This is a genomic window from Porticoccus litoralis (genome assembly GCF_030676955.1).
Lineage (GTDB): Bacteria > Pseudomonadota > Gammaproteobacteria > Pseudomonadales > Porticoccaceae > Porticoccus > Porticoccus litoralis.
The window spans coordinates 69,822-91,251 of sequence record NZ_JAUUUU010000007.1; the positions used below are offsets into that span (position 1 = coordinate 69,822).

A 21,430-nucleotide genomic window follows, 5' to 3' on the forward strand; every position below is an offset into this window, starting at 1 on the left:
TCAGCCCCGGTGGTATTTGCAATAATTTCTTGGGGATAACCCCGTCCACTGCTTAAAGGCCCGGGTAAATGAGCGCGGTTCTTCAAAGCCGACAATATCCGATACTTCATCCACAGAGAGGTTGTCATTGACCAGCTTGTCGATGGCCACCTCGCGCCGAATATTGTCCTTGATTTTCTGGTAGCTGGTGCCTTCCCGCTGTAAGCGGCGATAAAGGGTCAGCGGCAGTACGCCCATCTGTTGTGCCAGTTCTTCCGTTTTGGGAAAAACAAGACGTGAGTGATTAAAGCGTAACAGCATCCGTTCAATCTGGGCTTCCAGGCTGTTGTCTTCGCCGGGGATGGTCATGATGTCGGCAGGATTGTTGGCCAGAAACGTTTCCAGTTCGCGGTTGGTTCTTACCAGGGGTTTGTCCAGGTACTGCTGGTCAAACAGCAAACCATTGCCGGGTTGGTTAAACAGTACGTTGCCGGGAAACATGATGCGCAGTTCGTTGCGGTGTTCCGGTGCTGCATGGATAAAGCGGGTTTCCCGAAGCCGGATCGCCTCACCGATATACCAGCTCGGGAAGCGGTGCCAGATAACCAGCAGAAACTCGGTGAGAAAATGGTCGCTGTCCAGCGTCGGCTGCCTCAGGGCAATATTCAGGCAGACACTGGTGTCTGTGTAATCCAGCTGCATGTGGATTTCATCAGTGATCAGGTTGTAGAACTCCACCACCTTTTCCAGCATTTCACCCAGGGTTTTGCAGTGCCTGACCAGGTCGCAGACCATGGCAAAAACACCGTATTTACAGGGGCGGGCAGTGAAGCCCATGAACTCGTCGTTAAGTTGCTGCTGCACCAAGCGGAACAGACGGGCGACCTGGTCGGTGTGTACGCGATCTGTGGAGCCTTCAACGATGGCCGGGTTAATGCCGGCTCTGGCCAGCAATACGTGGTGGTCTTGTTGCTTGCGCTGGATGCCGAGCAGACTGGATGCAACATGATGGTGTGAAATGGTAGCGATGACGAGTCTCTGCTATGTATGGTGAGTTTGGGGTATAGGGTAGCAAAAATATCTGTTTTTATTCAGAAATAATGAAATATTTTGTGAGTTTTGCCGAATTATTTTGCCCTTGTTTCAACCTGTATGCTCCGTCATAGTGCACTCCCACCTTAATAGCGCTCGGCTAAAAAGCGCATTTTGGTGGCAGTCAGAGCCCATTTGTGGTGCCTGGCGGGAAATTCAGCTATACCCAACTATATCGAAAAAAGCAGCCACCCTTATTAAGGTAGATAAGGTAGCGCTGGGTTGAGTTTACTTGAGGCAGCTTTCCATGACCGATCATTCAAAACCATCTTTAAGCGACTGGGCCAATCTGGCCAGTAAAGAAACCAAAGGCAAGTCGCCGGAAGATATGGTGTGGCAGACCCCAGAGGGCATTGCCGTCAAGCCAATCTACACAGCGGAAGACGTCGCTGATCTGGATTACCAGGACAATCTCCCTGGTTTTGCCCCCTTCAAGCGAGGACCCAAGGCAACCATGTATGCAGGGCGTCCCTGGACGGTGCGCCAGTACGCCGGTTTTTCCACAGCGGAAGCTTCCAATGCCTTTTATCGTCGCAACCTGGCGGCTGGACAACAGGGGCTGTCTGTTGCCTTTGACCTGGCGACCCACCGTGGTTACGACTCTGACCATGAGCGCGTAGTCGGCGATGTCGGTAAAGCCGGTGTGGCTATTGATTCCGTCGAAGATATGAAAATCCTTTTTGACGGCATACCCCTCGACAAGGTATCCGTTTCCATGACCATGAACGGCGCGGTGCTGCCGGTGATGGCCAATTACATTGTTGCTGCGGAAGAACAAGGGGTTACCCCGGACAAATTGGCGGGCACCCTGCAGAATGACATTCTCAAGGAATTCATGGTCCGCAATACCTATATTTATCCGCCTGCGCCCTCCATGCGCATTGTTGCCGACATCATCGGCTACACCGCGGAAAATATGCCCAAGTTCAACTCCATTTCCATTTCCGGTTACCACATGCAGGAAGCCGGTGCGACTAATGTTCAGGAATTGGCTTACACCATTGCCGACGGCATTGAATACGTTCGTACCGCCATTGCCAGCGGTCTGGATGTCGATAAATTTGCACCGCGACTGTCGTTCTTCTTTGCCATTGGCATGAACTTCTTTATGGAGATCGCCAAATTGCGTGCGGCTCGTATCCTGTGGTCGACTCTTATGGAAGAGAAGTTTGCGCCCAAGGATCAGCGCTCACTGATGCTGCGTACCCACTGCCAGACCTCCGGTGTCAGCCTGACCAGTAAAGACCCCTACAACAACGTCATGCGTACCACCATTGAGGCGATGTCTGCGGTGCTGGGTGGTACCCAGTCACTGCACACCAATGCCCTGGATGAGGCGCTGGCTCTGCCCACCGACTTCTCTGCCAGGATCGCCCGTAACACCCAGTTGGTGATTCAGGAAGAAACCGGTATTACCAACGTGGTGGACCCGCTGGCCGGTTCCTACTATGTGGAAAGCCTGACTGATCAGCTGGTCAAGGAAGCCCGTAAACTCATTGATGAAGTTGAGGAAATGGGCGGTATGACCAAAGCCGTTGAGTCTGGTATGCCGAAACTGCGTATCGAACAGGCGGCGGCATTGCGCCAGGCCCGTATCGACCGCGGTGAAGAAGTTATTGTTGGCGTCAACAAATACCAGCTGGCGGAAGAGCCCCCCGTAGATATTCTCGATATCGATAACACGGCAGTTCGCGAATCCCAGGTGGCACGGCTGGAAAAAATCCGTGCCCAGCGTGATAGCGCAGCTTGCGATAAAGCACTGGATGCACTGACAGCAGCCGCAGAATCCGGAGAGGGTAACCTGCTGGCACTAGCTGTGGACGCTGCACGCGCCCGCGCAACCGTAGGTGAAATTTCCATGGCGCTGGAAAAAATCTGGGGTCGTCATCAAGCAGAAACACGCACCATCAGCGGTGTTTACGGTTCTGCTTACGAAGGCGATGAAGATTTTGCGGCCATTCAGGCCAGCGTCGCAGAGTTTGCCAGCGAAGCGGGTCGTCGTCCGCGCATGCTGGTGGCAAAGATGGGCCAGGATGGCCATGACCGCGGTGCAAAAGTCATTGCCACAGCCTTTGCCGATATCGGTTTTGATGTGGATATCAGCCCCATGTTCCAGACGCCGGAAGAAGCCGCCCGCATGGCGGTGGAGAACGATGTTCACGTGGTTGGTGTGTCTTCTCAGGCTGCCGGACACAAGACGCTTGTGCCTCAACTGATCGCCGCGCTCAAAGAGCAGGGTGCCAGTGAGATCAAGGTGGTGTGTGGTGGCGTGATTCCACCGCAGGACTATCAGGCGCTGTATGACGCTGGAGTGGCGGCTGTTTATGGGCCCGGCACCAATATTCCCAAGGCGGCTGCGGAAGTCATAGACCTGCTTAGCCAGCACTAATTCTATTTGCCAGGCAACACTATCCGATCCGGGCGGTGTTGCCTGAAACAACGAAAAAAGATTCAGACACGGCCAGTCCATCCACACTGGCGGTTTAGAAACAGGAGAGCACCATGCACGAAATTATCGAGCAACTGGATGAAAAGCGTGAAAAGGCCCGCATGGGTGGTGGCCAGAAGCGTATTGACGCCCAGCACGCCAAGGGCAAGCTGACAGCGCGCGAGCGTATTGATTTGTTACTGGACCCCGGTTCTTTTGAAGAGTGGGACATGTTTGTCGAACACCGTTGCACCGACTTCGGCATGGAAAAAGAGCACACTCCGGGTGATGGTGTTGTGATCGGTTACGGCACCATCAACGGTCGTCTGGTGTTTGTCTTCAGCCAGGACTTTACCGTGTTCGGTGGCTCGCTGTCTGAAACCCACGCGGAAAAAATCTGCAAGCTGATGGATCAGGCCATGAAGGTCGGTGCGCCCGTTATCGGACTGAATGACTCCGGGGGTGCACGTATTCAGGAAGGTGTCGCCTCCCTGGGCGGTTATGCGGATGTGTTCCAGCGCAATGTAATGGCTTCCGGCGTGGTGCCACAAATTTCCATGATCATGGGTCCCTGTGCCGGTGGTGCCGTGTATTCGCCCGCGATCACCGACTTCATCTTTATGGTAAAAGACAGCTCCTACATGTTTGTTACCGGCCCGGAAGTGGTGAAGACCGTGACCCATGAAACGGTTACTGCCGAGCAGCTAGGTGGTGCGGTGACCCACTCCAGCAAATCTGGTGTGGCGGACCTGGCCTTTGAAAACGATGTGGAGGCGCTGGTAAAGCTGCGCCGTTTCATCAGTTTCCTTCCTGCCAACAACAAGGAAAAGCCACCTGTCTGGCCTACCGAAGATCCGGCGGATCGGGCTGAGATGTCTCTGGACACGCTGATCCCCGATGACCCGAACAAGCCCTACGACATGAAGGAATTAATCGTGAAGGTCGCGGACGAGGGCGATTTCTTCGAACTGCAACCGGACTACGCCGCCAACCTGGTGATTGGTTTTATCCGTGTTGAAGGCTCTACCGTTGGTGTTGTCGCCAACCAGCCGATGGTGATGGCGGGCTGTCTTGATATCGATGCTTCCAAGAAAGGTGCTCGCTTCATCCGTTTCTGTGATGCCTTCAATATTCCCGTGCTGACCTTTGTGGATGTACCCGGCTTTATGCCAGGCACCAGTCAGGAATACGGTGGCATCATCAAACACGGCGCCAAACTGCTCTACGCCTATGCGGAATGTACTGTGCCGAAAGTCACGGTCATTACCCGCAAGGCCTATGGCGGTGCCTATGACGTGATGTCTTCCAAGCACCTGCGCGGCGATGTGAATTTCGCCTGGCCAACGGCGGAGATCGCGGTGATGGGGCCGAAGGGCGCGGTAGAAATTATTTTCCGCAAGGATATTGGCGATCCCGAGAAAATTGCCGCCCGCGAACTGGAATATCGTGAAAAGTTTGCCAACCCCTTTATCGCAGGCAAACGCGGCTTTATCGACGATGTCATCATGCCGCACCACACGCGCAAGCGGGTGGCGCGTTCACTGTCGATGCTGCGTGAAAAGAAACTCGAAAATCCCTGGCGCAAGCACGGCAACATTCCCCTGTAACAGGCGGATGTTGAATTGACTGCACACATTGGATAACAGAATTTCAAGAAGAAGATCAGATTATGTTTAAGAAGATTCTTGTAGCAAACCGGGGCGAGATCGCCTGTCGAGTATTCCGTACCGCCAAGGCCATGGGTATTGGCACGGTGGCTGTCTTTTCCGATGCCGACCGTGATGCCTTGCACGTCACCATGGCGGATGAAGCCGTTCACATCGGGCCCTCTGCTTCGGCAGAGAGTTATCTGGTGATCGACAAGATTATCGATGCCTGCAAGCAGACTGGTGCTGATGCCGTGCACCCAGGCTATGGTTTCCTGTCAGAAAACAAAACCTTCTGTGAAGCCCTGGACGCGGCCGGTATCGCGTTCATTGGCCCCGGTGTTGTGGCGATCGAATCCATGGGTGACAAGATCACCTCCAAACTGATCGCTGAAAAAGCGGGTGTGAATACCATTCCCGGTTATACCGACGTGGTCAAAGATGCCGAGCACGCCGTGGAAATTTCTAACGGCATTGGCTACCCGGTGATGCTGAAAGCCTCTGCCGGCGGTGGTGGTAAAGGTATGCGGGTCGCCTGGAACGAAGAGGAATGTCGCGACGGTTTCGAGCGCGCCACCAATGAAGCCCGTTCCAGCTTTGGTGATGACCGCGTGTTCATTGAGAAATTTATCCAGGAGCCGCGCCACATTGAAATTCAGGTGATGGCGGATAGCCATGGCAACGCCATTTACCTGGGTGAGCGTGAATGTTCCATTCAGCGCCGTCACCAGAAAGTGATTGAAGAGGCACCATCGCCCTTCCTGACCCCGGAAGTGCGCAAGGCCATGGGCGAGCAGGCGATTGCCCTGGCCAAGGCTGTGGACTACAAATCGGCGGGCACAGTGGAATTCATTGCCGACGCCAACATGAATTTCTACTTCCTGGAAATGAATACCCGCCTACAGGTGGAGCATCCGGTCACTGAATTGGTGACTGGCCAGGATCTGGTGGAGTTGATGATTCGTGTTGCCGCTGGGGAAAAGCTGCCGCTGACTCAGGACGAAGTCAAACTCAATGGCTGGGCCATTGAGACCCGCGTTTATGCCGAAGATCCCTTCCGCAACTTCATGCCATCCATTGGTCGTCTGGTGCGTTACAGCCCGCCCACTGGTGAGGGAGTTCGTGTGGATACCGGTGTTTACGAAGGTGGCGAAGTGTCCATGTTCTACGATCCCATGATCGCCAAGCTGATCACCTACGGTAAAGACCGTGAAGAAGCCACTGGGCGTATGGTGGATGCCCTGGATGCCTATTACATACGCGGCGTCAGCCACAACATTAGTTTCCTGAATGCGTTGATGATGCATCCGCGCTTTGTCGCCGGAAAGCTGACGACTAATTTTATTGCCGAGGAGTATCCGGACGGTTTCAGTCCCGACCTGGTGCCCCAGGATGATCCCGCTATTTGCGTGATCGCCGCTGCCGTGATTAACAAGAAATTCCGTGATCGTTGCGCCAATATTTCCGGCCAGCTGCCCAGCCATGAATACCGTCCTTCCAATGACTGGATCGTGATGACTGATAACGGCGAGGCCAATTTCAGCGTATCCGTCGATACTACGGTTACTCCTGTGATCGCCCGGACGGAGGGTAAGGAATATCTGGTGGATACCGACTGGAAACTCGGAGAACCGCTGTTTAAGGCCACTATTAACGGCAAGCCGGTCTGTATCCAGGTAGATCGAGATGGCTGGTTGTTCAAGATGTTCCATCGCGGTGCTGAAAAAGAAGTCTACGTGGTCACACCACAGACGGCTGAACTGAGCCAGCACATGCCAATCAAAGAGCCACCGGACCTGTCCAAGTTCCTGATTTCGCCGATGCCTGGCCTGCTGGTGAAACTGAATGTCAAAGTGGGTGACGAAGTTAAGGCCGGTGAAGAGCTGGCTGTGATCGAAGCCATGAAGATGGAGAACAGTCTGCGCGCCATTTCTGATGGTGTGGTCAAAGCCGTGACTGCCGAAGCGGGTGATAGCCTGATGGTGGATCAACCCATCGTCGAATTTGAATAGACTGGAGTGTTTCTGAGGTTGGCAGTGGTTTCTCGACAGTTACAATGGCCACTGCCATAACCGGAATGTCGGAGACACCGTTTGCAGATGACCCCGGAAGTACTCGCTGAAAAAATTCGGCAAGGTGATCGTCGAGCTCTGGCCAAGGGTATTACCCTGGTGGAATCGACCCGAGCTGATCACCGGGAGCAGGCTGCCAGCCTGCTGGAACTGTTGATGCCCTATACCGGCAACTCCATCCGGTTGGGTATCTCCGGTGTTCCCGGCGTGGGCAAATCCACCTTTATCGAATCCTTTGGGAATTATGTTATCGAGCAGGGGCACCGGGTTGCCGTGCTGGCGGTCGATCCTACGTCCGCTCTCAGTGGCGGCTCCATTTTGGGTGACAAGACCCGCATGGAAACCCTGTCACGCAATGTAGATGCCTTTATTCGGCCCTCACCCGCAGGGGAGACATTGGGCGGCGTTACTCGCCGCACCCGTGAAACCTTGCTGTTATGCGAAGCGGCCGGCTTTGATGTGATCATTGTGGAAACCGTGGGTGTAGGGCAGTCAGAGACTGCCGTGGCTCAGATGACCGATATGTTCCTGTTACTGCTGTTGCCAGGAGGTGGCGATGAGTTGCAGGGTATCAAACGCGGCATCATGGAGCTTGCCGACCTGATTCTGGTCAACAAGGCCGACGGCGATCAACAGGCTGCGGCCAATCGCACCGTGGCGGATTACCGTATGGCTGTGCACTTTTTGCATCCTCGCAGCAGGCATTGGCAGGTACAGGTGCAACCGCTCTCCGCCCTCAAGGGGCAGGGCGTCAACGAAGTCTGGGAAACCGTGGAAAGTTACCGGAAGGCGTTGAGCGAAGCCGATGAGATCGATGCCCGCCGCGCGGCACAGGCAAGGGCCTGGATGTGGAGTGAAACTGCGGACAGCCTGCTCACGGAGTTAAAGGAAAGCGATTCGGTGAAGGCGCTGGTCCACACGCTGGAGCAGGACGTGACAAATGGAAAACTGCCGGCCACGGTTGCCGCGAAAAAATTAATTGATGCGTTTCGTCACTGAGACGGACGCTGGGTAATAAGCAGGAGAATGAGTCGATGATTGGAAAGCTGAATCACGTTGCCATTGTGGTACCCGACCTGGATAAGGCGGTTGCCACTTATCGGGATGCCCTGGGCGCCAAAGTATCGGACGCCACGGATTTGCCCGAACACGGTGTCAGGGTTGTGTTTGTGGAGCTGCCCAATACCAAGGTTGAACTGTTGCTGCCCATCGGCGAAAACTCACCAGTGGCTAAATTCCTGGAAAAGAATGCGGATGGTGGCATGCACCATATCTGCTATGAAGTGGATGATATTCTCGCTGCCAGGGATAAATTGGTTGCCAGCGGTGCCCGTGTGTTGGGCAATGGTGAGCCAAAGATCGGCGCCCATGGAAAACCCGTGCTGTTCCTGCACCCCAAGGATTTTTGTGGGACATTGGTGGAAATCGAGCAGGTTTAACAAGAGTGATCAAGCCTTGCCAGAGAGATTGAACCGTTTTGTAGTTACCCTCCCTTTTTTGTCTGGTGATGACTGATATAGTCGGCCCCGAAAACATTTTTCAGTAGGCTGTTTGTTTTATTCGATCACCTTGCCGCAGTTAAGCAGGCATTGTGGGTCAAGCAGCTTCTTCAACTGCTCCATCAGTTGGATTTCCACCTCACTGCGGCACAGGTGCAAGTAGGGCTTCTTTTCCAGCCCGATACCGTGCTCTCCCGATATTGATCCACCACGTTGCTGCAATGGGCCGTATACAGCCAATTCCACGGCTTTACGGCGTTCCGGCTGATCGTTGCCCAGTTGCACGGCTACATGCAGGTTCCCGTCCCCTAAGTGTCCCAGGGTGGCGATAAACAGGGAGCTGTCTATTTCACGGATATTTGCTTCCATTTCTTCCAGGTAATTTTCCATCTCACTCAAGGGCAGGCTGATGTCGAACAGGATTATCGGCTGGTAAGGTTGTAGGGAGGGAATGTTATCGCGCACGGCCCACAGCCCCTGTTGCTGATGCTGGCTTTCCGCCAGTACCGCATCACAGATCAGTTCCTGCTCCATGGCTGTTTCCAGTGCTGCCAGAAATTGCTCACGGTCCTGCTGTGCGTCGATGCCGGTACTTTCAAGCAGTATGTAAAAGGGATAATCCACTGGCAGCGGCGGTGAAGTTTGTTGTTCACCTCCATAGGCTATGCGGTAATAGCTCTGCCACAGGGTTTCAAATGCCCCGAGTTTTCCCCCCAGGGCACTTTCCATATGATTCAACAATCTCGGCATTTTTGAGAACTGGTCTGTCGCTACCAGGGCCGTGGTGGCGACGGGAAGCCTGGACCTCAAGCGCAGTACCGCACGGGTGACAATCCCCAGCGTGCCCTCGCTGCCGATGAACAGATGTTTGAGATCATACCCTGCATTGTTTTTCAGCATCTGGTTCATACTGCTCAGTATGCGCCCGTCCGCCAGCACGACCTCAAGTCCTAATACTTGCTCGCGAGCCATCCCGTAACGAATAACCTGATTACCACCGGCATTGGTGGCAATGTTTCCACCAATCGTGGCGCTACCTCTGGCACCAAGGTCCAGCGCAAAGAATAGTCCCTCCGACTCGGCGCGTTCCTGAATGTGTTGCAATGGCACTCCGGACTGAACAGTCATGGTGCGGTTACTGTTATCCACCGATTCGATGACCGTCATCCGTTCCATCGATATCACCAGTTCATCACGACTGGTATCGCAGGCATGGGTCATATTGGTGCAACCGCCTTGAGTGACGACCTTTTGTCCCTCAGCGCTGCAGAGCCTCATAATATCGCTGACTTGCTGGGTAGTGGTTGGGCGCAAAATGACGCTAGCCAGACAATCATTATTTCCCCAGCCATCGGTGGTTCGCTGCTCAATACCCTCTGTCACGACTCCCTTGGGGCCAAGCAATTGATATAACTGTTGCAGTAAGTCGGGTGACATATCCTGATGCCTGTTACAGATGTGGTTTTTTATTGTTTTGGTCAGCCAGTATGGTGTACGCGGCTTGCCTTTGCAGCCTGTTAACAGTAGTCACTCTGTCAGAGTCAGGCAACCAGAAGTACAGGATTTACACTTTCCCGTAGGAGGATTGGAGGGCGTCAATAAAGTCGGTGAGCTGGTCCGCGGGCAGGTCATTAATGCCGGCAGCAGCTTCCCGTCCACCACCGGTGGGGAAACGGCGGCAGAGGTCTGCTGCACCCGTGCGGTTGGTGAGGGGTGCCCTGACGCTGACCAGAAAATTGCCATTTGCTTTTTCTGTGAGTACCGCATGGGCGCGATCGGGGTTCAGATTGGCGAGGTCGTTACTGAATACGCCACTGACCCGGCGCGCCCAGGGTTGGTCCGGCAGGATAAATACCGCGCTGTGGGCGTCGGCTTTTTCCGGCTGAACAGACGCAGCGGCGGCCATATCCTGTTTGTAACCCTGCTCGAGACGGGAAAACGCATCGGGGTTTTCAGAAATAAAACCCAGCGGATTTTTGTGGCTGCTTAACAGCTGAAACAGTTCTGCCGGATGAAAATGAAGGTCTTCCAGGGCGGACCCATAGCCGTTGTAATTGATATAGATACCCAGGTGTTTTAACTGTTCAGTATCTGCGGCATTGAGTGACAGAGAGTTCGCCAGCGTTAAAGCACTTTTGTTGAGGTTGTCTCCAAAAGCACCGACAACGGCCCAGTCCGCATGAGCACCTTTAAGGTGGCTGTTTACCAGCAAGCTAGTACAGATTTCAGGTGCTTCATTGATGAGCGTTGTCAGTTTGTCTGAGTCGGGGATTACACCAGGGTAGTGGTGGTCCACATAGAACACCTCGGCCCCTGCTTCTAGTATTTCCGCCAGTGGTTCGCGGTTTTTATCCAGAGAAACATCCAGCACCGTCACGCAGTCACCGGCACCGGCAGTGACATTTTTGAGCAGGGCGATATCCCGCTTGACCCCTGTGACCAGCACACTGTCACAGGGGTTGGCCAGGCGCAGTTGGCTCAGCGCGCAGATGCCATCGGCATCGCCATTAAAAACGTCGATCACTGCCATGTGTCTGCCAATTCGTGGTTTAAGCGTTTTCGGAACGGTAATAGTCCATCAGAATCTGAGCCACTTCAGGGCGGGAGAATTCTGGAGGAGGAGCAATTCCATCTCCAAGCATTTGCCGAACCTTGGTGCCGGAAAGAAGAATGAAATCGTCTTTTTCATGGTCTTCGGCCTCGTTCATCATCACCACGCGGCCCAGCTTTTTGGAAAAGGCGGTGTGATCGGCGCGGAAAATCTGAATATCCAGGGCATCAGCCGGTACTTTGTCATCGAAGATGGTCTGCGCGTCGAAGGCGCCGTAATAATCACCAACGCCAGCGTGATCACGGCCAACAATCAGGTGGGTAGCACCCATATTCTGGCGGAATACGGCGTGTAGTACAGCCTCGCGAGGTCCGGCGTAGAGCATGTCGAAGCCATAACCGGTGACCATGACAGTATTTTTTGGGAAATAGTGTTCAACCATGGTACGGATGCAGGCATCACGGACGGGGGCTGGAATATCGCCTTTCTTCAGCTTGCCGAGCAGCATGTGCACTACGACGCCGTCGGCATCGAGGCGCTCCATGGCCATGCGACAGAGTTCTTCGTGGGCGCGGTGCATCGGGTTGCGGGTCTGGAAGGCAACCACTTTTTCCCAGCCACGCTCGCTGATTTCATTGCGAATTTCCACTGCGGTGCGGAAGGTATCAGGAAAATCATTCTGGAAATAACTGAAGCTTAACACCTGGATATCACCTGAGATCAGGTTGTTGCCCAGCCCGCTGAATGTGGCCACACCGGGGTGCTCAGGGTCCAGTGTGCCAAAAATTTGCTGAGCCATGGACTGGATCTGCTCGTCACTGACGGTTTCGATGGCGGCAATATCCATAATGGCCATCACCGGGTTGCCCTCGGTATTGGGGTCGCGAAGGGCAATGCGCGATGCACCCTGAATAGTGCTGATATCATCGGTCAGGTTGATCACTGGTACCGGCCAGAACAGACCATCTGTGGTGTGCAGGGTTTCTGCCACACTGAGCGCATCTGCCAGGTTCATGTAGCCGCGGAGGGGGTTAAAGTAACCTGCACCGAGCATCACTGCGTTGGCTGCAGCCGCTGAATTAATCAACAGAGAAGGAAGGCCTTCTGCCTCTTTCAAGAGTTGGTGGTGTTTTTCTGTGTCGTAGACAAAAAGCGGGTTCAATGTGTCTGAGCCGTGTGGCTTGATCACGATGGAGTCTCCTGTGATGTAATGCAATCGAGAGTGTTTGGGCCGATAGCCGGGGCAGTTTAGTCTACTGCCAGCAGTTTGCGGGTTTTCAGGAATTCGATAATGGTGTCGACTTCCTGTTCCAGGGTCATTTCGGCTGTGCGCAAATGAATTTCGGGATTTTCCGGAGCTTCGTAGGGGTCGTCAATACCCGTGAAGTTTTTAATCTCACCGGCCCGGGCTTTTTTATAGAGTCCTTTCGGGTCGCGTTTTTCAGCTTCGGCCAAAGAGCAGTCTACAAAGACTTCAATAAAATCAAAGCCGGCATCTTCGTGGAGCTTACGGACCTGGTCCCGGTCGGCCCGGTAAGGGCTGATAAAACTCGACAGGGAAATGATGCCTGAATCGGCGAACAGTTTCGCCACTTCACCAATACGCCGGATATTTTCCGTGCGGTCTTCGGCGCTGAACCCCAGGTTTTTGTTGATGCCCAGGCGGATGTTATCGCCGTCCAGGCGGTAGGCCAGTTTGCCGTGCTCGAAAAGCGTGTTTTCCAGTGCAACGGACACCGTGCTTTTGCCACTGCCGGACAGACCGGTAAACCAGAGAGTCGCGCCTTTCTGACCCATGAGGCGGTTGCGGTCTTCACGTGTGACTTCTCCGTGGTGCCAATGAACATTTGTAGCGATTTGCTGGGTCATCTGTCAGTCCTTTTGTCGTGGTTTATAGATGTTGTTCTATCCTGGGTGGCAAGGAACCCTGGAGCGTTAGCTCCAGGCACCGTGCGCCAATGTCTTCAATATCGAGACGGGTGTCACGCAGTAACATGACACCCCAGTAATTGCAGAGCCCTATCAATGAGCGGGCACTGAAACGACAGTCGAGCTGGGGGTTCAGGGAGCCATCTTTAACCCCTGCACTGAACAATTGTTCCAGAAGCTCACGGTACCTTGACCCCAGAGTCTTGAGCTGTTCGCGCCGGGTATCCGCCAGATATAGTCGTTGTTCATTGTGAACTTTCATGGCCTCATGGTGCGTTCGATAGCTCGCCAGGTGGGACTGGATCGCTTTGCCAAGTTTGTTGGTAATTGAACCCGGCTGTGTCGCCAGTACCTCCATGCGAGATAGGTAATCCCGCAGTGCAAACAGACAAACCTCTTCCAGCGCTGCTTCCTTGCTGTCGAAGTAGTAGTAGAGACTTCCCTGCTGGATACCCATTTCGTTGGCAATATCCTGCGTCGTGGCACCATGAAACCCTTTTTTGGCAAACACCGAGGCAGCAGCAGCTATCGCGCGTTGATGCTGTTGTTGATAGCGGGTTGATGTGGCACGGCTTGTCGTCATTCGTTAATTCAAATTCTATAAGGCTATAGAATCTATAAGTGTATAGAAAAATACCAGGAGGTACAGTGAGATTTTGCGACAGGGTTTGGAATTCAGAAACTTTCTGACCCATTCAGGGCCTTATGTCAGCTCAGGGCTGTTTGCTCGCTCAAGGCTGTTTGTCCGCTCAGGGCTGTTTGTCCGCTCAGGGCTGTTTGCTCGCTCAGGGCTGTTTGTCCGCTCAGGGCTGTCTTGGGTTTATGCTTTTTCAGAGACGGGCAAGACATCCACAGACTGTTTGCTGGTGTGTTCGCCATGGGTACGCATCACCCCTTTGATAGGTGCTATATCGGAGTAATCGCGTCCGCGGGCGATCACGACATGATCGCTGCTCGCCATCATGTCATTGGTTGGGTCAAACTCAACCCAGCCCATGTTGCTGCCACACCAGGCCCTTACCCAGGCATGCATGGCATCGGCACCTTCAAGACGCTCTTTGCCTTCCGGGGGGATAGTGCGCAGAAAACCGCTGACGTAACCCGCAGGTATGCCTATGCCGCGTAGGCAGGCAATCATCACGTGTGAAAAATCCTGGCATACGCCATGACGATTCTGGAATGCCTCGAGCATGGGTGTTTCCACGGTAGTGGCCTCAGGATCATAGCGCATGTCTTTGTAGAGAGCCTTACCGATGATCTTGATCGCATCGAGGACGCTGACATCATTGGCCAGCAACTCTTTGGCATATTTGGTGGTTAAGGCTTCTATGGGCACTCTCAGGGATGGTCCCAGAAAATGGTGGGGTGACCAGGGGCCCACATCCTGATACGCCCCAATTTCCTTGTTCAGCTCCGAAAGGCGAGGGGACATATTCAGGTAGGCGATGCTGTCCATGCGTTCGATGCGAGCCTGGACGGAAAAGGTGATCTCCCGGTGCAGGTCGAGAAATGCCAGTTCCACATTGTTATTACCAAAAAAATCCACCCGATTGATCCATTCATCCGGTTTTGGACGCACGGTCAACGTGCCGGCTACCAGTCGCTGTTCGCCGGGCAGGTCGGCGGGAACCAGTCGAACGATATGGCGGCTGGCATTGGCGTCGTTGTCGTACTTGTAGGTGATTTTCAGGCTGATGTCGTAGAGCATTCCTATTGCCTTAACGCAGGTATGACGCACTGAGGTGATCAGACAGGCTCGCAATCTCACCCCCCAGATCATACAGAGCCGAACTGCTCAGGGTTTCCGGAGTATGCAGTTCCAGGCTGGTATGGGTCTGCAGCATGGTGCGCTGCAAGGGATTTAATTGCCTATTCTGGTCACTGTTGGGTAGAAAGTTGATATGGCTGGACATATCGTTGAGTTGATAAATGATGGCTCTGGGGTTCAGTGGGTCCAGGGCCAGCAGGTCGATGACGGTTTCGCGGTTGGTGGCAACGGCGTAACGGCGGCGGTGGGTCATAGCACTGTCTGCCACTTCAATGGCCATGTCCAGGCAGCCATCGGGTGCATGTTCATGGGTGAAGGACGACAGCATGTTGGTCAGTGAGAGGGCTCTTTCGAGACCTCGACCAATGCTGAGGAAGCGCCAGCTAGTGAACCGGTACATGTTTTCGTGGATCAGGCCGGAGAACCCTGACAGTTTGCGCAGCAGTATGCTCATGGCCCTTGCCATATCATCGCCCGGGGTCACAGTCTGGGTCATATTGCGGACAGTTTTCACCAGGTCATGCAGTGCCAGCCAGCCATCCACGGAGAAACGGTCCCGGACCTGGCCTGCAGCATAATTGGCAGATGCCAGGGTGTTAACCACGCTGGTGGGCAGCCCTTCTTCGACATCAGTGTCCATCTCTTCCAGGAACTCAGCCAGGTGCTCCAGCAGGGGGGTCAATTCAGTGCCGGACTCAGCCAGACGAATATGATAGGCCCGCAACAGACGAATGGTGTGTTCGGCGCGTTCCACATAGCGACCGAGCCAGAAGAGGTTGTCAGCGGCTCGACTGGGCAGTACGCCGGGTTGTTGGCGGGTAAAAGGCCCAGTAGAGGAGCCAAGCATGGTTTCCGTTGGCACCGACTCCTTACTCATTACCCAGACGTCGGCGACTGAACCGCCTCTCTGCAACGCCAGGGCCGCAGAGTGACTGGATGGCCCAATGCGGGCGAAGCCCCCGGGCATCACCTGCCAGCCGTCCGGGGTTCGCACCAGGAAAACCCTCAGGTTCATTGGCCTTGGCACCAGCCGGTCGCCATCAAAGGCGGGGGTGGTGGAGAGTGTGACGGCTTCCTGGCCAACCAAATGCTGTGCACCATCATCAATCCATGAGTCAATGGTTTGTTTGATGTCGCGATTGAATGTTCCGGCTACAGCGGACACATCGTCTAGGTCAAACGGCGGACGGGTGGCATAGGCACTGCCAATGGTCATTCGCTGAGCATTTTCCTTAACGTAATTCCGTTCCTTGGCTTGCCCGCACCACCAGGTGGCGATATTCGGCAGCATCAGTGGTTGCCCGGTAAGGGCTCTACAGATACGGGGCAGGAAGGCGAGCAGGGCGCGGGTTTCCAGCACGCCGGAACCCAGGGCATTGACCATGGTGACATTTCCGGAGCGTACGGCCCCCAGCAGGCCCGCAGTTCCCAGCCTGGAACTTTCATCGAGCTCAAGGGGGTCGGCCCAGTTGGCATCGAGGCGGCGCCAGAGCACGCTGACCGGACGAAGCCCGGCGACAGTGCGGACCATCAACTGACCATTGCGCACGGTCAGGTCTTCACCTTCCAACAGCATAAAGCCGAGGTAGCGGGCAATGTAGGCGTGCTCGAAGTAGGTGTCGTTCATCGGCCCAGGTGTCAGGATACCTACACGGCTACCCTCATCCTCTCGGAGCCCCATCAGGGCATCGCGGAAAGCGCGAAAGAACCCTGCCAGTCTGAAAACTTTTGCCCGTGCATAATGGTCTGCATATACCCGGGTGGTGGCGATACGGTTTTCCAGTGCAAAGCCAGCACCGGACGGGGCTTGGGTACGGTCGCCGATGACCCACCACTCTCCGTTGGGGCCACGCCCGATATCAAACGCTACAAAATGCAGGAAATGACCAGATGCCGGTTTGACACCAACCAGGGGGCGCAGCCATTCGGGGTTGTTGGCGACCAGGGCGGCGGGTAGGTGACCGTTGGCCACCAGCTTGTTTTCGCCGTAGATATCGGCCACTACCTGCTCGAGTAGTTCGGCTCTTTGAATCAGCCCGCCGCTAATGTGCTTCCATTCTTCTTCGTCGATCAGCACCGGCATGTGACTCAGGGGCCAGTCTCTCTCGGCGGCATCTTTAGTGCCGTACTGACGATAGAAAACCCCGGCATCGGCCAGGTATTGATCTCCGCGGGACTTACGCAAGGCAATTTCTTCTGGCGTCATCCGTGCCACTGCGTCGATCAAGCTGCTCCAGACAGGACGAATGGCTCCGTCTGGGCCAATCAGCTCGTCGGGCACGTCCTTCATGGCCCGGTAGCCGGCGAGTAAGCTGGCTACCGGATCATTCGTGGCTCTTTTGCCTTGTTGCGACATTTCTACAGTCCGGGAGGCCGTCTCAGGTCCAGCGTCATCGGAAACTCACGGTGGGGGACTTCCGGCTGGGGCATATACGTGCCGGGAGTATGGCCATTTGCCTCAAATCGTGCAAGGCGTCTGGCCTCTGCTTCGTTGCCATTCACCGGGAATGTTTCGTAATTGCGGCCACCGGGATGGGCGACGTGATAGACACAACCTCCCAGCGCCCGGCCGCTCCAGGTATCGAAGATATCGAAGGTCAATGGCGCATTGACGGGCAATACCGGATGCAGAGCCATCGCAGGCTGCCAGGCCTTATAGCGAACCGCGCCGACGGCAACACCCGACGACGTGGTTTTGGTCATCGGTACACGGCGCTGGTTACAGGCAATCACATATCGACCGGGATCAGAGGTAGTAAGTTTGACCTGCAGCCGTTCAACAGAGCTGTCGGTATAGCGCACTGTGCCACCAATGGCACCGGTTTCACCGAGCACATGCCAAGGTTCGAGAGCCTGCCGTAATTCCAGGTGCACGCCTTCATACTCCACTTCGCCGCAGAAGGGGAATCGAAATTCCTGCTGTGCTTCGTACCATTCAGAACGGAAATCAAAGCCGTGCTCTTTAAGGTCGCGAAGTACCTCCAGGAAATCCTCCCAGATAAAGTGGGGCAGCATATAGCGATCGTGCAGACTGGTGCCCCAGCGGGTCAGTTCGCCGCCAATGGGGGACTCCCACATACGTGCAATCAGTGCCCGGATCAGCACCTGCTGGGCCAGGCTCATCCGTGGGTCCGGCGGCATTTCAAAGCCGCGGAATTCCACCAGGCCAAGCCGTCCCATGGGTCCATCGGGAGAATAGAGCTTGTCGATACAGATTTCTGCCCGGTGGGTATTGCCTGTGACATCAATCAGGATATTGCGTAGCAGCCGGTCCACCAGCCAGGGTTGTGGTGGTACTCCTTCTTCAGGGCTGGTGATTTGCGACAGGGCAATTTCCAACTCATACAGGCTGTCGTGGCGAGCCTCGTCAATTCTCGGGGCCTGGCTGGTTGGCCCTATGAACAGGCCCGAGAACAGATAGGAAAGACTCGGGTGCCGCTGCCATTGCAGGATCAGGCTTTTCAGCAAGTCGGGTCGGCGCAGGAACGGGCTGTCCATGGTCGTAGCACCGCCGACAACCACATGGTTGCCGCCGCCGGTACCGGTGTGGCGGCCATCAATCATGAATTTCTCTGCCCCCAATCGCGTCTGGCGGGCTTCTTCGTAGATCGCTTCGGTGGTTGCCACACATTCTTCCCAGTTGTGGGAAGGATGAATGTTAACTTCGATAACTCCCGGATCTGGCGTCACCTTGATAACGTTCATGCGCGGATCATCTGGGGGTGAGTAACCCTCAATATGTACCGGTAGTTTTAACTTCTTGGCGGATTTCTCAGCCACATCCACCAGCTCAAGGTAGTCCTCAATCCGTTCCACCGGGGGCATGAAGATACAGAGTCGACCATCCCTGGGTTCAACGGACATGGCGGTGCGCACAAAGCCACCTTCCAGTTCACCCATGGCATGTTGTTCTACTCGATCGGAATGGGGTTCGTTGGGTGAAAATGAGGCCCTGGGTTGCGGCCTGCCGGGCTGTTCGGCCTCCGGCATATCCTCGTCCTTGAATTCCGGTAACGGTTCCCGGTGTTCCGTGGGATCGGCAACATTGGTGTAGGGGTACTGGGACGCCGTCAAATAGGGAAGGGTCTCCAACGGTAAGCGGAAACCTACCGGGCTATCGCCGGGAATCAGGTATAAATGTTCGCGCCGGGTTTTCCAGCGCTCTGACCGCCATTTGTGGCCGCCACCTTTGGCGCGGGATTGCCAGCACTGAATGGGCAGTACATAACCTGACGGCACATTGAGTCCGCGCCCAAAGACCCTGGCAATGCGGTGCCGCTCTTCCGGGTTTTTCAGCTTGGAGTTGGCGGCGGTAACATTTTCCGGCAGGTTGCCCTCCTTGATAATCCATTCTGCCGGGTCCTCAAAAGCTGGCTGTACATAGTCGGGGCTCAGTTCCAGCCTTTTTGCCATATCCTTGAGAATGCGCTCGGCATTTTCGGGTGTGGCCTTGTCTCCGGGGCCATTTTCCTTGGCAATCAAGTCAGCATCACGCCAGATCGGTTTGCCATCGCCGCGCCAGTATAGGGAAAACGTCCACCGTGGCAGCGATTCGCCGGGATACCATTTGCCTTGCCCGTAGTGCAGAAAACCGCCCGGGGCAAAGCGATCGCGAAAACGACGGATAAGCTGGTCGGCGAGTATGCGTTTGGTGGGGCCAATGGCGTCGGTGTTCCACTCCGCGGACTCAAAGTCGTCGATGGACACAAAAGTGGGCTCACCGCCCATGGTCAGGCGGACGTCGCTTTTTCCAAGCACGGTATCCACTTTCTGACCCAACTTATCCAAGGCCGCCCAGGATTCTTCAGAAAAGGGCTTGGTGATACGGGGGTGCTCCGACACTCGCTCGACAGTCATATCGAAATCGAACTCTACCTCGGCATAACCCACCATGCCGGAAATGGGCGCGGCATTCTTGTAATGGGGGGTCGCCGCCAGGGGGATGTGGCTTTCCCCTGTAAGCAAGCCTGAGGTGGGATCAAACCCGATCCACCCTGCGCCGGGTATGTAAACTTCGGTCCATGCGTGCAGGTCCGTGAAGTCGTGATCCGTGCCAGCGGGGCCGTCCAGAGACACCAGGTCCGGTTTCAGCTGAATCAGGTAGCCAGACACAAAGCGGGCCGCAAAGCCCAGGTGTCGGAGCACATGCACCAGCAGCCAGCTGGTATCCCGGCAGGAGCCTATGCCCAGTTCCAGGGTTTCTTCGGGAGTTTGAACGCCGGGCTCCATGCGGATTACGTAGTTGATTTCCTTGGCCAGACGGGCGTTGAGCTCCACCAGGAAATCCACGGTATTTTTGGGCGACCTGTCGATGCTGTCCAGGAACGCCTTCAGTCGTGGCCCGGCCCGTCCCGGCACGCGATAAATAACCAGGTCTGGCCGGATATCGGTGTTGTAGTGAAATGGCCACTCTTCTGCACTTTCTTCCACGAAAAAATCGAAGGGGTTGTAGACCGTCATATCGGCCACCATATCCACTTCGATTTTTAATTCCGTGATCGGCTCCGGGAACACATAACGAGCCTGCCAGTTGCCGTAGGGGTCCTGCTGATAATTCACGAAATGCTCGGCTGGGCTGATTTTCAGGGAATGAGATATCACCCGTGTGCGGCTGTGAGGCGCTGGTCGTAGCCGAATGATTTGCGGGCCGACGGTGACGGGCCTGTCATAGATGTAGTGGGTGAGGTGGTGAACAGCAGCCTTAATGGACATAACGGGTTCTCAAAGCTCTGGCGGGGGACCTGAAGAGACTTACACATTTCCCGTGGATGCACAATTGCAATCTGGTTTGAAGGCCGCGTTATTACTGGGGTTTCTGGGTGGTATTCCTGTGGGTAATTTGAGTGGTGGAATAGGGTGGTTTGGAGGGAGAGAGAGAGGGAGGAGGGTGCTGATAGCTTCTGTGCTATAGGGTTAGAGTGCTATAAAGACTTAGGCTTTTGAATTTTCTGTCGGGCTACAATATCGAGGAATCATGAAAAATATATTGTTCGTTTCAGTATTTTTATTAAGCGTAAACACATTTGGTGGTGAGTTGACCCCATTGCAGCTTGCTACAAAGCTTATAGAGCAATTGAATGTAGACGTTCAATCGGAAGTCATGGCAAAAAATATGAGAGATATACAAGCAAGGCAGATTGCTCAGCTCAATTTGCCCGCTGAAGCGATGCCTGCTGTAAATGAATATCTTGATAAACAGCTAAGCCTTCTATTTTCAGTCTTGAAGTCTGACCAAATGCGTGTCGATTATGCCAAGGCATATATGAACGTTTATTCCCACCAGGAGCTGGAAGACATTGTTGCTTTCTATGACTCTCCAGCAGGAAAAAAGATGCTAGAGAAAACTCCGGAGTTAAATACTGCCATATTGAAAGTGGCTGAAGGTTATGTCATGAGAATACAGCCAGAGGTCTTAAAGCTGCAGGAAGAACTAAAAGTCAAGCTCAGTGCTTATCAATAGCTTAAC

15 protein-coding genes are annotated in these 21,430 nt (G+C 54.5%); 6 read left to right on the plus strand and 9 right to left on the minus strand.

Annotation, left to right across the window (positions count from 1 at the left end):
• Nucleotides 1-933, minus strand: coding sequence for an AraC family transcriptional regulator (locus tag Q8A57_RS10755; RefSeq protein WP_305171113.1), 933 nt, complete (start codon nt 931-933; stop codon nt 1-3).
• Between the two features lie 385 nt (nt 934-1,318).
• Here Q8A57_RS10755 and scpA point away from each other — a divergent pair, with 385 nt between their 5' ends.
• The 5 genes from scpA (at nt 1,319) to mce (ending at nt 8,656) form a co-directional block, all read left to right on the plus strand.
• On the plus strand, nt 1,319-3,460 hold the full coding sequence (gene scpA / locus Q8A57_RS10760) for a methylmalonyl-CoA mutase (protein ID WP_305171114.1): 2,142 nt from the start codon (nt 1,319-1,321) through the stop codon (nt 3,458-3,460).
• 113 nt (nt 3,461-3,573) lie between these two features.
• Complete coding sequence (locus tag Q8A57_RS10765) at nt 3,574-5,106, plus strand: acyl-CoA carboxylase subunit beta (protein ID WP_305171115.1); 1,533 nt, start codon at nt 3,574-3,576, stop codon at nt 5,104-5,106.
• Between the two features lie 62 nt (nt 5,107-5,168).
• On the plus strand, nt 5,169-7,157 hold the full coding sequence (locus Q8A57_RS10770) for an acetyl-CoA carboxylase biotin carboxylase subunit (protein ID WP_305171116.1): 1,989 nt from the start codon (nt 5,169-5,171) through the stop codon (nt 7,155-7,157).
• An 87-nt stretch (nt 7,158-7,244) separates the two neighbouring features.
• The gene (gene meaB / locus Q8A57_RS10775) at nt 7,245-8,216 is read left to right on the plus strand and encodes a methylmalonyl Co-A mutase-associated GTPase MeaB (protein ID WP_305171117.1); all 972 of its coding nucleotides are present in this window, start codon (nt 7,245-7,247) and stop codon (nt 8,214-8,216) included.
• A 35-nt stretch (nt 8,217-8,251) separates the two neighbouring features.
• Entirely contained in the window at nt 8,252-8,656 is a 405-nt protein-coding gene (mce, locus tag Q8A57_RS10780; RefSeq protein ID WP_305171118.1) for a methylmalonyl-CoA epimerase, read from the plus strand.
• Between the two features lie 117 nt (nt 8,657-8,773).
• On the opposite strand, the gene Q8A57_RS10785 is transcribed toward mce, so the two are convergent.
• The 8 genes from Q8A57_RS10785 to Q8A57_RS10820 all read right to left on the minus strand — a co-directional run bounded on the left by Q8A57_RS10785 (nt 8,774) and on the right by Q8A57_RS10820 (nt 20,676).
• Entirely contained in the window at nt 8,774-10,153 is a 1,380-nt protein-coding gene (locus Q8A57_RS10785) for an FAD-binding oxidoreductase (protein ID WP_305171119.1), read from the minus strand.
• A gap of 127 nt (nt 10,154-10,280) precedes the next feature.
• Entirely contained in the window at nt 10,281-11,246 is a 966-nt protein-coding gene (locus Q8A57_RS10790) for a DHH family phosphoesterase (RefSeq protein WP_305171120.1), read from the minus strand.
• A gap of 19 nt (nt 11,247-11,265) precedes the next feature.
• Complete coding sequence (sat, locus tag Q8A57_RS10795) at nt 11,266-12,456, minus strand: sulfate adenylyltransferase (protein WP_305171121.1); 1,191 nt, start codon at nt 12,454-12,456, stop codon at nt 11,266-11,268.
• A 59-nt stretch (nt 12,457-12,515) separates the two neighbouring features.
• The gene (gene cysC, locus Q8A57_RS10800; RefSeq protein WP_305171122.1) at nt 12,516-13,136 is read right to left on the minus strand and encodes an adenylyl-sulfate kinase; all 621 of its coding nucleotides are present in this window, start codon (nt 13,134-13,136) and stop codon (nt 12,516-12,518) included.
• A gap of 22 nt (nt 13,137-13,158) precedes the next feature.
• Entirely contained in the window at nt 13,159-13,779 is a 621-nt protein-coding gene (locus Q8A57_RS10805; protein WP_305171123.1) for a TetR/AcrR family transcriptional regulator, read from the minus strand.
• A gap of 237 nt (nt 13,780-14,016) precedes the next feature.
• The gene (locus Q8A57_RS10810; protein ID WP_305171124.1) at nt 14,017-14,904 is read right to left on the minus strand and encodes a transglutaminase family protein; all 888 of its coding nucleotides are present in this window, start codon (nt 14,902-14,904) and stop codon (nt 14,017-14,019) included.
• A 10-nt stretch (nt 14,905-14,914) separates the two neighbouring features.
• Nucleotides 14,915-17,320 (minus strand): circularly permuted type 2 ATP-grasp protein, encoded by a 2,406-nt coding sequence (locus Q8A57_RS10815; protein ID WP_305171125.1) that lies wholly within the window; start codon nt 17,318-17,320, stop codon nt 14,915-14,917.
• Between the two features lie 2 nt (nt 17,321-17,322).
• Nucleotides 17,323-20,676, minus strand: coding sequence for a transglutaminase family protein (locus tag Q8A57_RS10820; protein ID WP_305171126.1), 3,354 nt, complete (start codon nt 20,674-20,676; stop codon nt 17,323-17,325).
• Nucleotides 20,677-20,938: 262 nt separating this feature from the next.
• Here Q8A57_RS10820 and Q8A57_RS10825 point away from each other — a divergent pair, with 262 nt between their 5' ends.
• The gene (locus Q8A57_RS10825) at nt 20,939-21,424 is read left to right on the plus strand and encodes a DUF2059 domain-containing protein (RefSeq protein ID WP_305171127.1); all 486 of its coding nucleotides are present in this window, start codon (nt 20,939-20,941) and stop codon (nt 21,422-21,424) included.
• The last annotated feature ends 6 nt before the right edge of the window (nt 21,425-21,430 follow it).